This is a genomic window from Streptomyces sp. BB1-1-1, assembly GCF_031597775.1.
Lineage (GTDB): Bacteria > Actinomycetota > Actinomycetes > Streptomycetales > Streptomycetaceae > Streptomyces > Streptomyces thinghirensis.
This window is the reverse complement of sequence record NZ_CP134203.1, coordinates 1,013,313-1,025,808: the sequence shown is the minus strand read 5'-3', so window position 1 is coordinate 1,025,808 and position 12,496 is coordinate 1,013,313. Positions and strand designations below refer to the sequence as shown.

9 protein-coding genes are annotated in these 12,496 nt (G+C 73.6%); 3 read left to right on the top strand and 6 right to left on the bottom strand.

The genetic code is table 11. The features are described from left to right. Positions 1-7: 7 nt before the first annotated feature. Positions 8-2,863, bottom strand: a complete 2,856-nt coding sequence (locus RI578_RS04630; protein ID WP_310875665.1) for a CHAT domain-containing protein — start codon at positions 2,861-2,863, stop codon at positions 8-10. 194 nt (positions 2,864-3,057) lie between these two features. Between RI578_RS04630 and RI578_RS04625 the strand changes: the two genes are divergently transcribed. The 3 genes from RI578_RS04625 to RI578_RS04615 are packed head-to-tail and all read left to right on the top strand — an operon-like array spanning position 3,058 to position 5,629. Further along, positions 3,058-4,491, top strand: coding sequence for a S8/S53 family peptidase (locus RI578_RS04625; protein WP_310869857.1), 1,434 nt, complete (start codon positions 3,058-3,060; stop codon positions 4,489-4,491). An 8-nt stretch (positions 4,492-4,499) separates the two neighbouring features. Then, complete coding sequence (locus RI578_RS04620) at positions 4,500-5,138, top strand: sigma-70 family RNA polymerase sigma factor (protein ID WP_310869856.1); 639 nt, start codon at positions 4,500-4,502, stop codon at positions 5,136-5,138. Then, positions 5,135-5,629, top strand: a complete 495-nt coding sequence (locus RI578_RS04615; protein ID WP_310869855.1) for a hypothetical protein — start codon at positions 5,135-5,137, stop codon at positions 5,627-5,629. Before RI578_RS04620 ends, RI578_RS04615 begins: the two co-directional genes overlap by 4 nt. Before the next feature lie 22 nt (positions 5,630-5,651). Here the strand turns inward: RI578_RS04615 and RI578_RS04610 are convergent, their stop codons facing one another. From RI578_RS04610 to RI578_RS04590, 5 genes are all read right to left on the bottom strand, one after another. Then, complete coding sequence (locus tag RI578_RS04610) at positions 5,652-6,875, bottom strand: cytochrome P450 (protein ID WP_310869854.1); 1,224 nt, start codon at positions 6,873-6,875, stop codon at positions 5,652-5,654. Between the two features lie 70 nt (positions 6,876-6,945). After that, positions 6,946-7,731, bottom strand: a complete 786-nt coding sequence (locus RI578_RS04605) for an N-formylglutamate amidohydrolase (RefSeq protein WP_310869853.1) — start codon at positions 7,729-7,731, stop codon at positions 6,946-6,948. Between the two features lie 130 nt (positions 7,732-7,861). Then, complete coding sequence (locus tag RI578_RS04600) at positions 7,862-10,081, bottom strand: NADP-dependent isocitrate dehydrogenase (RefSeq protein ID WP_310869852.1); 2,220 nt, start codon at positions 10,079-10,081, stop codon at positions 7,862-7,864. A gap of 153 nt (positions 10,082-10,234) precedes the next feature. After that, positions 10,235-11,296, bottom strand: coding sequence for a mechanosensitive ion channel family protein (locus tag RI578_RS04595; RefSeq protein WP_383555744.1), 1,062 nt, complete (start codon positions 11,294-11,296; stop codon positions 10,235-10,237). A 233-nt stretch (positions 11,297-11,529) separates the two neighbouring features. Continuing rightward, positions 11,530-12,429 (bottom strand): lysylphosphatidylglycerol synthase domain-containing protein, encoded by a 900-nt coding sequence (locus tag RI578_RS04590; RefSeq protein WP_310875664.1) that lies wholly within the window; start codon positions 12,427-12,429, stop codon positions 11,530-11,532. Positions 12,430-12,496 lie beyond the last annotated feature (67 nt).

Here is a 12,496-nt window from a genome sequence, read left to right as displayed (position 1 = left end):
CCGGTGCTCAGGCCGCCCCGAACGCGGAGAACGCCCACCCCGTCGCCTGGTGCACCGCGTCGTCCGGCAGCGCCGCCCGCGCGTCGCGCAGCGCCTCCGCCAGGGACAGCCCCGCGTCCAGGCCCTTGTGCAGCGCGAGCATCAGCGGCACCACCGCCGCGTCGTTGACCGGCGCGCTGCACGCCACCACCCCGGCCGTACCCAGCGGCAGCAGCGCGGTGACCAGCCCGAGCAACTCGTCCGCGCCGACCGAGGCGAAGCGGGCGGTGTCGCAGCAGGACAGGATGATCCGGTACGGGCTGCGGTCCAGCCGCTCGAAGTCGTGCACGATGAGCGGCCCGTCCGCCATCCGCAACGACGAGAACAAGGGGCTGTCCGCGCGGAACGTCCCGTGCGCCGCGATGTGCGCCAACGCCGCCCCGTCCAGCTCCCGCAACACCCGCGGCACCCGCGCCGCGTCCCCCTCCAGCACGGTGGGCACCGCACGCCGCCCGGCGCCGCCGTCCGGTCCGGCGGGCTGGGCCGCATGTGCCGCTGGCGTTTCTTCGCCGCCCTGCGGTCCGGCGGGCTGGACCGCATGTGCCGCTGGCGTTTCCTCGCCGCCCTGCGGTCCGGCGGGCTGGGCCGCATGTGCCGCTGGCGTTTCCTCGCCGCCCTGCGGTCCGGCGGGCGGGGCCGCATGTGCCGCTGACGTCTCTTCGCCGCCCTGCGGTCCGGCGGGCCGGGCCCCGCGTGCCGCCCACGCCTCCTCGCCGCCCGGCGTCCGCGGCGACGTTCCGTACCGGTCGGCGAGTTCCGGTACCTCGGCACCGCCGCTCGCCAGCCCCGGCCCGCGCACCAGGACCTGGCGGCCGCCCCGCGGGGGCGCGGTCTCCCTCGCGCGGAGCCAGCTGCTCGCGGACGGCGACACACTCAGGACCCGTTCGCGCAGTGCGGGCAGCAGGGCCCAGGGCACCCGGTGCAGCCGGCCCGGGGGGACCACGACGACCGGGCCGGAGCCGAGGTGCGCCGCGGCGGGACCCAGCAGCAGCTCCTGGAGGCGCGCGCCCGCCGCCTCCACCAGCGGCAGCCGGGCCTCCGCGCCCGGGTGGGCCAGACGCCGCAGGCCGGCCTGTACGTGCTCGGCCTCCCGTTCCGCGTCGGCCAGCAAACCGGCCTCGAACCGCCGTACCCGGCCCCGCCCGCACAGCAGTACGTGCACGCGTCCGTCGAGCACCGCCAGCTCCACCAGCCGCACGTCGTCGCCCAGCCGCCGCAGCAGGCGCCCCACGTCGAACCGGTCGCCGTCCCCCGGCGCCTCGCCGCGCATGTGCAGGGTGCGGGAGCGGATCTCCCGCTCCAGGCGGCGCTGTTCGCGCTCCAGGGCGGGGACGGGACGGCCGCCGTCCGTCCGGGCCTCCTCCGCGCGGGCGGCGATCTCGCGGAACGCCGTCATGCCGCTCAGCAGCGCGGGGTCGGCCGGCGGCCGGGTCGGCGGCGCGGACAGCACGGTCGCCCGCCAGCGCTCGCTCCACACCAGCAGCCGCCGCGGCCCGCCCGAGACCAGACTCGCGCGCTGCGCCAGCGCCGCCAGCTCCGCGCCCTGCGCGGTGGCCCGTGCCCGCAACTCCGAGGCGCCCAGCGTCATCCGGTGGTCGTCGAGGACGTCCAGACCCCGCCGGCATGCCTCCAGCACGCCCCGCGCCGACCCCGCCCGCAGCGCCTGCGCCGCCCAGCCCGTCATTCGCGCCAGCGGCGGCCCGCTGTGCCGGCTGCGCGCGGCGACCGCCAGATGCCGTTCCGCGTCCGCCGTCCAGCCCAAACCGAGCGCGATCCGGCCCGCCAGCAGCGACGCCTCCGGCGCGGCCGGCGCCCCGAAGGCGGCCAGCCGCTCCGCGACCTCCGCCGCGTCCGCGACCAGCCGGCCCGAGCCGCGCCCCGTCGCGACGCGCGCCTCGATCAGCACCAGTCGGGCGTGCGTCTCGTACCAGGTGCGCCGCTGCCCGGCGAACAGCCGTACCGCGACGGCCGCGCGCGCGAGCGCCGTCCCCGGATCACCCGCCAGCCGGGCGGCCCGCGCCGCGACCAGCAGCAACTCCGCCTTGCGGGTGGACTGGCCGCCGATCCCGTCCAGCGCGGCGATCGCCCCGTCCGCCTCGGTCAGCGCCTCCGTCGCGAGCCCCGCCGCCATCAGCACCTCGCAGCGCCGGATGGTGAGCATGAACGTGGGCGTGCCCAGCTTCGCGTACCGTTCCTCCGCCTCGTCCAGCAGCCGCAGCGCCGCCGGCACGTCACCGGACCGGAACGCCGCGAGCCCCCGGCTCTCCACCGCGTCCGCCTTGTCGTGCTCCTGGCCGGTGGTGTCCCACAGCGCCTCCGCCGCCGTGAAGTCGGCGTCCGCCCGCTCCACCGCGCCGAGCGCCAGGTGCACGGTGGCCCGCAGGGTCAGCGCCCGCGCCGTCCAGATCACGTCGTCCGCCTGCCGCAGCACCGGAATCGCCCGCCGTACGTCCTCCAGCGCCTCGCCGTGCCGGCCCAGCACCCACCACACGTACGCCCGCCGGTACAGCACCCGCGCGCGCGTGTGCCCGGTACCGCGCGCCACGCCCCGCTCGAAGGCGGCCAGGCCCTCCCGGGTGCGGCCGGAGTGCACCAGCGCGACACCCAGCGTGGCCAGTACGTCCGCCTCCCGCTCGGCCGAGTCCGCGCGCGCCGCGAGATCGCGGGCCCGCCGCAGATGCGCCAGAGCCCGCCGGGTGTCCCCGAAGTCCCGCTGCCAGATGCCGATCACCTGATGGGCGATCGAGGCGTGCAGCGGTGAGGGATCGGCCCCGAGCAGGCCCTCCGCCCGCGCCAGCGCTTCGTTGGGGGCGGCGAACACCATCGGCAGCAGTTGGAGAACCGAGTCGCTTCCCGCTGTCACTCCACGGATGGTAGTGCTCCGGAACCACGCCACACAGGTTCGAGTCTGTATCAATCAGCCACCCCCGGACTCTGATTGACGACCGTCACCGAGACCGTGGACGAGACGGTCGCGGCGACCGCCGCCACCACCGCCGCCCCAGTGGAGGAAATGCCATGGCACCACAGAGATTCCGCGAGCAGTTCGACCAGATCCAGCGCTCGATGCCGGACGTCCCGCTGGCGATGGGGCCGGACGACTCCGCCGAGTTCCTCTACGAGAAGGGCGTCGTCCTCGCCCGCGACGGTGAGGAGGCCCGCCTCGTCGAGGACACCGTGCGCGACCACTTCACCACGATGTCCGGCCTGACCCCGGACCACGTGCGCCGGGCGAGCCCCGAGACCAACCGCACCGGCATCACCCGCATCCAGGTCGCCGACCCCGGTGAGGGCGACCACGGCGGCGATCCGACCGTCGCGCACGCCCTGCGCTCCCTGCGGACGATGGAGGGACGCGCGGGCCGCCGGCTGATCAGCCGCAACCACGTCGTCTCCATCGCCGTCAACGCCTGCCCAGGCGACGAACCCGTCCCCGTCCCGATCAGCGAGCCGCCGAACCCGGCCGCCGCCGAGACGGCGTACGACGCCGGGACCGCCGTCGGCGTCCTCGTCATCGACACCGGCCTCATGCACGACTACCGGTCCTACCCGCTGCTGGCCCACACCGACGGCGACGCCCAGATCAGGGAGTGCGACGACGACGGCATCCTCCAGCAGTACGTCGGCCACGGCACGTTCATCGCCGGGCTCGTCGCCGCCGTCGCCCCCAACACCGAGGTGACCGTCCGCAACACCCTCAACGACGCGGGCGCCATCCTGGAGTCGGAGCTGGGCGAGAAGCTCTTCGAGGCCGTCGACCGGAGCGGCTGGCCCGAGGTGCTGAGCCTCTCCGCCGGCACCTCCAACGGCCGCACCGACGGCCTGCTCGGCGTGCACGCCTTCATGGAGGAACTGCGCGACCGGCGTACCCTGCTCGTCGCCGCCGCCGGCAACAACGCGAGTGCCACGCCCTTCTGGCCCGCCGCCTACGCCGACCTGCCCGGCTGGGAGAACTCCGTGCTGTCGGTCGGCGCGCTGCGCGCCGACGGCGAGTTCGGCGCCTGCTTCAGCAACCACGGCGGCTGGGTCAAGGCCTACGCCCCCGGCGAGCGCCTCACCAGCGCCCTCACCGGCTTCGGCACACCCGTGCCGTACGTCTACCAGCACTCCACCTACGACGCCTGCCGGTACGGCTTCGGCTACGCCTGCACCTGCCAGTTCCCCCGGCACAACGGGGTCCTGAGCGAACCGGGCGAGGCACCCGCCAAGCCGGACCAGGTGATGTTCGAGGGGCACGCGCAGTGGAGCGGCACCTCCTTCGCCACCCCCGTCGTCGCCGGACTGGTCGCCTCCCACATGACGGCGCACAAGGAACGGGACCCGCGCGCGGCCCGCAAGCAACTGCTCGCGGCCAACACCGAGTACGCGGAGGTGCGCGGCGCACACGTACCGGCGCTGCTGCCGCCCACCTGGCGCCCCGTCACCCTCGACCCGCCGTCCGGCGGGGCGTGAGCGGCCGGATGCCGGCCGGAACCACCCACTCCACGGCGTACGATGGCGTGTCGTACACGAGGGGTGGGACCGTGGACCGTGCAGATGTCGGGGTGCTCGTCCAGTCTGCCGCCGACGGGGACGCGGCGGCCTGGAAGTCACTGGTGGACGGGCTGGGCCCGCTGGTGTGGTCCGTCGTGCGGGCCCACGGGCTGTCCGACGCCGACGCGCACGAGGTGTACCAGACCGCCTGGTTCCGGTTCGCCCAGCACCTGGGGCGGATCCGCGAACCGGAGAAGACCGGCTCCTGGCTGGCGAGCACGGCACGGCACGAGTGCCTGAAGCTGATCAGGGCGTCGAAGCGGTGGACGCCGACCGACGACCCGCAGCTGCTCGACCGGCCGAGCGAGGACCGTACGCCGGAGGAGTCGGTGCTCGACTCCGAGGAGGCCGCCGCGCAGACCGAGCGCGTGCGCCGGCTGTGGCAGGAGTTCGAGGAACTGGGCGAGCGGTGCCGCCAGTTGCTGCGCGTGCTGATCTCCTCGCCGCCGCCCAGTTACCAGGAGGTGTCCGCCGCGCTGGGTATCGCGGTGGGCAGCATCGGGCCGATGCGCCAGCGCTGTCTGCGCCGGCTGCGGGCCCGGCTAGAGGCACGGGGGACGATATGAGCGACATGAACGACGACTTCGGGGACGAACCGTCCGACGGGACGTTCACCGACGAGGAACTCGGCACCGGGCTGCTGGAGGAGGAGCTGCGGCAGGCCGCCGCGATCCTGGACCCGGTCCCGGCCGGGCTGCGGCAGATCGCCGTCGACGCCTTCGCCCTGCACGATCTCGAAGCCCGCGTCGCCGAGCTGACCTTCGACTCGCTGGTCGACGCCATCCCGGTCAGAGGAGAGACGGACCCGCCGCGGATGCTGACCTTCCGCGCGGACGAGGTGACCGTCGACGTCGAGGTGACCGCGGACGGTCTGATCGGCCAGGTGCTGCCGCCGGGGCCGGCCCGGATCGAGGTGCTGAGCGGTCCGCTGGCCCATGCGCGGCTGACGGCGGACGACATGGGCCGGTTCACCGGCGGGGCCCCGCCCACCGGCCCGTTCGCGCTGCGGCTGCGGACCGGCCGGGAGGTGGTCGTGACGGAGTGGCTGCGCGCCTGAGCCGCCGGTCCGCCGTGCGGGCCTACCAGGCGCAGGGCAGGGTGCGCGGCCCGCGGATCATGGTCTTGCGGCGCCAGGCCACCTGGTCGGCGGGGACCGCGAGCCGCAGCCCCGGCAGCCGCTCCAGCAGGGTGTCGACGAGCAGCTCGGTCTGCATCCGCGCGAGGACGGCACCCGTGCAGTAGTGGTGCCCGTTGCCGAAGGCGAGGTGCGGGTTGGGATCGCGGTCGAGGTCGATCCGGTCCGGGTCGGGGAAGACGTCCGGGTCGCGGTTGGCGGCGAGGTAGGACACGTAGACGGGGTCGCCGGCGCCGATGCGCACCCCGTGCACCTCGACGTCCTCCGACGCGATGCGGGCGAGGCCCACCGAGGTGCGGTGCGAGATCCAGCGCAGCAGCTCGTCCAGGGCGGTGCCCCGCGCGTCCGGGCGCTCCCGCATCCGGGCCATCAGCTCGGGGCGGGTCAGCAGCAGATACAGCATCTGGCCCACGTTGTGGGTGACGGCCTCGCCGCCGATCTGCAGCGGCCCGGCCAGGCCCACCGCCTCCGTCTCGCCGACCTCGCCCCGGCCCACGGCGGCGCCGAGCATCGAGTACACGTCGTCGCCGGTGCTGCCGGCGCGGGCGCGGACGGTCTCGGTGATCCACCCGTACAGTCCCTGCTTCGCCCGCTCGGCGGCCTCCGCGCCCCCGGAGATGGAGATGATCTGCCGCGTCCAGGAGTGCACGCGCTCCCGGTCGGCGGCCGGCACGCCCATCACCTCGCTGACGACGGCGATCGGGAACGGCTCCAGGACCCGCTCGACCAGGTCCGCCGGCGGCCCGTCCCGGACGACCCCGTCCACCAGGCCGTCGAGGATCTCCCGCGCCCGGGGCCGCAACCCCTTCGTCGCGCCCACGGTGAACGCCCCCGCGACCGCGCGCCGCAGCCGGTTGTGGTCGGGCTGGTCGGCGAAGGCGAGCGAGCCGGGACGCGGCTTGAAGTGCGGGGCGAGCCGCGTGATCTGCCGCTTCGTCACCTCGGCCCGCCCGAACCGCGGGTCGTTGGTGATCGCCTTCACGTCCTCGTACCGGGTGGCCAGCCACGCCCAGCCCTCGCCGTGCGGCAGCCGGACGCGGGTCAGCGGCCCCTCGCGCATCAGATCGGCGAGCACCGGGTCGAACTGCGGCCCGTCCAGATCGAGGGCGGGCCAGTCCCGTACCGGGGGCGGGGACTGGCCGGTCAGCGTGGTGGTCTCCTGCGTCATGCACCCACCTTCACCGCGCCCCGGCGCGGCTGTCGCGCGGGAGTGCTCCAGCCGGTGGGCGGGATGCCGGTCAGCCCGATACGGCGTCGACGAGCGCCCCCAGCGACTCGGCGAGGCGGGCGAGCCCGGGCCCGGCCGCACCGCCCGGCTCGGTCATGTAGGTGTCCCGGCGGATCTCCACCATCAGCGCGCCCACCTCGCGCCGCTTCCCGTAGAAGTCCAGCGGCACGTACGTCCCGCTGAACGGGCTGTCCAGCCCCGTCTCCCCGCACGGGGCGAACGCCTCCCGGGCGGCGGCGAGCAGTCCGGACGGCGTGTGGAACTCGTCGGTGCCCAGGCATACCGGCGGGCGCGGCCCCTCGCCGTGCAGTTCGTAGGGCAGCGGCTCGGTGGGGTAGGAATGCACGTCGATGATCACGGCCCGTCCGGTGGCCGCGAGGCGGTCGGCGACCGCGTCGGTCATCGCCCGCGCGTACGGCCGGAAGTACCGCTCGATCAGCGGCTCCGGGTCGGTGTCCTCGCCCCGCAGCACCTCGCGGTGCGACGTCCGCGTGTACACGGCGCCCATCCCGACGGCCGTCATCTCCTCCCGCTCGTCCGGGAACCGCTCCGGGTCGACGACCAGCCGCGACGCCCGGTTGACGAACCGCCAGGGCGTGACACCGGCCAGATCGGCCGCCGCCTCGGCGATCTCCTCGGTGTGCGAGTCGGTGATGTGGTCCAGCTCCCGTTCCAGCGCGGCGTCGTCCAGGACGATGCCGGGGCGGACGTCGGCCGGTATCCGCCGCGAGGAGTGCGGCACGTGCAGGATCACGGGGGAGGCCGGGGCGCCGGGGACGAGCTCGAAGGAGGGCATGAGGCTGCTCCGCAGGAACGTAGAGAACGCGGGGACGCGGGGACGGGAGAACGCGGGGACGAGACAGACGCGCACCCCGCCTCCGTGAACGGAGACGGGGTGCGCCGCGGGCCTTCGGGCCGGGTGAGGATCAGGCGAGGGACGCCAGCGCCTCGTTCCACGTGGCCGACGGGCGCATGATCTCGGCGGCCTTGGCCGGGTCGGGCTGGTAGTAGCCGCCGATCTCGGCGGGCTTGCCCTGGACGGCGTTCAGCTCGTCGACGATCTTCTGCTCGTTCGCGGACAGCGTCTCGGCGAGCGGGGCGAAGGCCTTGGCCAGGTCCGCGTCGTCGGTCTGCTTGGCCAGCTCCTGCGCCCAGTACAGGGACAGGAAGAAGTGGCTGCCGCGGTTGTCGATGCCGCCGACGCGCCGGGTCGGGGACTTGTCCTCGTTGAGGAAGGTCGCCGTGGCGCGGTCGAGGGCGTCGGCGAGGACCTTGGCGCGGGTGTTGCCGGTGACCTCGGCGTACTGCTCCAGGGACGGCACCAGGGCGAAGAACTCGCCGAGGGAGTCCCAGCGCAGGTAGTCCTCCTTGACCAGCTGCTGCACGTGCTTGGGCGCGGAGCCGCCGGCGCCGGTCTCGAAGAGGCCGCCGCCCGCCATCAGCGGGACGACCGACAGCATCTTGGCGCTGGTGCCCAGCTCCAGGATCGGGAAGAGGTCGGTCAGGTAGTCCCGCAGCACGTTGCCGGTGACGGAGATGGTGTTCTCACCGCGGCGGATGCGCTCCACCGACAGCTTGGTCGCCTCGACCGGGGACAGGATCTTGATGTCCAGGCCCTCGGTGTCGTGCTCCGGCAGGTACGCCTTGACCTTGGCGATCAGGTTGGCGTCGTGGGCGCGGCCCTCGTCGAGCCAGAAGACGGCCGGGTCGCCGGTGGCGCGGGCGCGGGTGACGGCCAGCTTGACCCAGTCGCGGATCGGGGCGTCCTTGGTCTGGCAGGCGCGGAAGATGTCGCCGGCGGAGACCGTCTGCTCCAGGACGGCGTTGCCGTCGGCGTCGACCAGGCGGACCGTGCCCGTGGTGGGGATCTCGAAGGTCTTGTCGTGGCTGCCGTACTCCTCGGCCTTCTGCGCCATGAGGCCGACGTTCGGGACCGAGCCCATGGTGGAGGGGTCGTAGGCGCCGTTGGCGCGGCAGTCCTCGATGACGGCCTGGTACACGCCGGCGTAGGAGGAGTCCGGGATGACGGCGAGGGCGTCGTGCTCCTGGCCGTCCGGGCCCCACATGTGGCCGGAGGTGCGGATCATGGCCGGCATGGAGGCGTCGATGATGACGTCGGAGGGCACGTGCAGGTTGCTGATGCCCTTGTCGGAGTCGACCATGGCCAGCTCCGGGCCCTCGGCGAGCTCGGCGTCGAAGGAGGCCTTGATCTCGGCACCCTCGGGCAGGGACTCCAGGCCCTTGTAGATGCCGCCCAGGCCGTCGTTCGGGGTGAGGCCGGCCTTGGCGAGCGCCTCGCCGTACTGGGCGAAGGTCTTCGGGAAGAAGGCGCGGACCACGTGGCCGAAGATGATCGGGTCGGAGACCTTCATCATCGTGGCCTTCAGGTGCACGGAGTACAGGATGCCCTCGGACTTGGCGCGGGCGATCTGGGCCGTGAGGAACTCGCGCAGCGCGGCGACGCGCAGCACGGAGGCGTCGACGACCTCGTCCTTCTTCACGGGCACGGACTCGCGCAGCACCGTGGTGGTGCCGTCGTCGCCGACCAGCTCGATCCGCAGCGCGCCGTCCTCGGCGATCACCACGGACTTCTCCGTGGAGCGGAAGTCGTTCTCGCCCATGGTCGCCACGTTGGTCTTGGACTCGGCGGTCCAGGCGCCCATGCGGTGCGGGTGGTTCTTGGCGTAGTTCTTCACCGAGGCCGGGGCGCGGCGGTCGGAGTTGCCCTCGCGCAGCACCGGGTTGACCGCGGAGCCCTTGACCTTGTCGTAGCGGGCGCGGATGTCGCGCTCCTCGTCGGTCTTCGGGTCGTCCGGGTAGGCCGGCAGCGCGTAGCCCTGGCCCTGCAGCTCGGCGATGGCGGCCTTGAGCTGCGGGATGGACGCCGAGATGTTCGGCAGCTTGATGATGTTGGCGGCGGGCGTCTTGGCCAGCTCACCGAGCTCCGCCAGGGCGTCCGGGATGCGCTGGTCCTCGGCGAGGTACTCCGGGAACAGGGCGATGATGCGGCCGGCCAGCGAGATGTCGCGGGTCTCGACCGCGACACCCGCCTGCGAGGCGTACGCCCGGATCACCGGCAGGAACGAATACGTCGCCAGGGCCGGGGCCTCGTCAGTGTGTGTATAGATGATGGTCGAGTCAGTCACCGGGTGCTCCGCTCCACGTCTGCAACATTGCTCGACATCAAGATATCTCCTGATCGACCCGGGCTCGACAGGGGCCGTGCGGAGATTCCGGACAACCGGCCGCACGACCCATGTCGAACACGCGAGCGAACACGCGAACGGGCCGGTGGATGATCAGGCGAACGGCACGACGTCCTCGCCCGCCCGCTGCTGCGGGAACACCACGGTCCCCTGCTGGAGAGCGACCGTCCGGGCGGGCGCCGGAATGCGGATGCCCTCCTCGCGGTAGCGCTTGTGCAGGCGCTTGATGAACTCGTGCTTGATCCGGTACTGGTCGCTGAACTCGCCGACGCCCAGGATCACCGTGAAACCGATCCGCGAGTCGCCGAACGTGTGGAACCGCACCGCCGGCTCGTGCTCCGGCACCGCGCCGGCGATCTCGGTCATCACCTCGGCGACCACCTCCGTCGTCACCCGCTCCACGTGCTCCAGGTCACTGTCGTAGGAGACGCCGGCCTGGACCATGATGGTCAGCTGCTGCTCGGGCCGCATGAAGTTGGTCATGTTCGACTGCGCGAGCTTGCCGTTCGGGATGACGACCAGGTTGTTGGACAGGTCGCGGACGGTGGTCTGCCGCCAGTTGATGTCCTCGACGTAACCGTCCTCGCCGCTGCTGAGCTGGATGTAGTCACCCGGCTGCACGGTCTTCGACGCCAGGATGTGCACGCCCGCGAAGAGGTTGGCCAGCGTGTCCTGGAGGGCCAGCGCGACCGCCAGACCACCGACGCCCAGGGCGGTGAGCAGCGGCGCTATGGAGATGCCCAAGGACTGCAGCATCACCAGGAAGCCGATGGCCAGCACCAGGATGCGGGTGATGTTGACGAAGATCGTGGCCGATCCGGCGACCCCGGAACGGGACAGGGTCACCGATCGCACCAGACCGGCGACCACTCGGGCCGACGACACCGTCGCCACGAAGATCAGCAGGACCGTCAGCGCCTGGTTGACGTTGTGCTGCACCGCCCGGGTCAGCGGCAGCGCCGCCGCGGCGCCCGCCACGCCGCCCGCGACCGCCGCCCACGGCGCCACCGTGCGCAGCGCGGCCACCATGACGTCGTCGCCGCTCCAGCGGGTGCGCCCGGCGTGTCCGGCCAGCCAGCGCAGCACCATGCGCAGCAGGAAGGCCCCCACGAGGCCCGCCGCCAGCGCGATGCCGGCGGGCACCAGGTGATCCATGGTCGGGTCGTCGGTCACCGGCCACCTCCATGGGACACGGCTGCGGCGAAGTCCCTCGCCGACGGCCGGATGTGAAGTCTCGTCACGTCGTCACCTGCTCGATACCTGCTGGATTACGGGATACGCGAATCGCGCCGGTCCGCAAGAGGGTTCGACCGGCGCGAGCGTTCATCCTGCCGCATCGCGCGTGGTGGTCGGTACCGCGCCGAGGTGCGAGGCGCGGTGTTTCGGCCTCAGATCACCTTCATCCGCACCAGCGCCGCCAACGTCAGCGCCCCGGGCAGCAGCGGCAGCCAGACGGTCATGAGCCGGAACGCGAGCACCACCGCCGTGGCCACGGCCGCCGGGCCGCCCGCCGCCACCAGCGCCACGACCAGCGCCGCCTCCACCGAACCGATCCCGCCCGGGGTGGGCACCAGGGCGACCGCGACCGTCGCCGCCAGATACGCCACCGCCATGTGCGCGGCCGGCACCGGCAGCCCCAGCGACTCACCCACCAGCACCAGCACCGCCGCCTGGAGCGCGGGGAAGACGAGCGCGCCGCCCCACAGCGCCAGCGCCCGCGCCGGGAGGGCGTGCACCGAGCGGGCCTCGCCGAGCGCCGTCCGCAGGAAGGAGGCCAGCGCCCCACGCAGCCGTGGCGCCAGCGCGAGTACGCCCGCCGCCACGACCGGCACCGCGCCCGCGACGATCAGCAGCGGACCCACGGCCCCCTCGGGCAGCAGCGTGCCGAGCCGCAGCGCGCCGGGGAACGCGATCAGCAGGGCGCCCAGCAGGGCGAGGCGGCCCACGCTCTCCGCCAGCAGATACAGGGCGAGAGCGGCCGAGGAACGGGCGAGCGGCAGCCCGCACACCGCCATGAACCGCAGGTTGACCGCGCTCGCGCCCAGCCCCGTCGGCAGCAGGTGGTTGGCCGCGCCCGCCGCGAACTGCGCGGCGAGCAGCCGCCGCCGCGGCAGCCGCTCCACCACGGCGCCCTGCCGGGTGCAGGCGGCGGCGACCCAGGTCAGACAGGTCGCGCAGGCCGCGGCCAGCAACCAGGGCCAACGGGCGGTGGCGAGATGGCCGAGGCCTTCGGCGAGCACGGACCGGTGCCGCACGGCGACCACGGTGACCAGCAGCAACGGAAGCACGCAGAAGACCCGACGGACCAGACGGGCGCGGCTGTTGCGGCGGACGGGGGCGAAGCCGGGGACGGGC

Bases quoted from the DNA above. Each gene is read 5' to 3' on its own strand.
- RI578_RS04630 (WP_310875665.1), bottom strand. From the start codon at position 2,863: ATGGTGTTCGCCGCCCCCAACGAAGCGCTGGCGCGGGCGGAGGGCCTG.
- RI578_RS04625 (WP_310869857.1), top strand. From the start codon at position 3,058: ATGGCACCACAGAGATTCCGCGAGCAGTTCGACCAGATCCAGCGCTCG.
- RI578_RS04620 (WP_310869856.1), top strand. From the start codon at position 4,500: ATGCCGGCCGGAACCACCCACTCCACGGCGTACGATGGCGTGTCGTAC.
- RI578_RS04615 (WP_310869855.1), top strand. From the start codon at position 5,135: ATGAGCGACATGAACGACGACTTCGGGGACGAACCGTCCGACGGGACG.
- RI578_RS04610 (WP_310869854.1), bottom strand. From the start codon at position 6,875: ATGACGCAGGAGACCACCACGCTGACCGGCCAGTCCCCGCCCCCGGTA.
- RI578_RS04605 (WP_310869853.1), bottom strand. From the start codon at position 7,731: ATGCCCTCCTTCGAGCTCGTCCCCGGCGCCCCGGCCTCCCCCGTGATC.
- RI578_RS04595 (WP_383555744.1), bottom strand. From the start codon at position 11,296: ATGGATCACCTGGTGCCCGCCGGCATCGCGCTGGCGGCGGGCCTCGTG.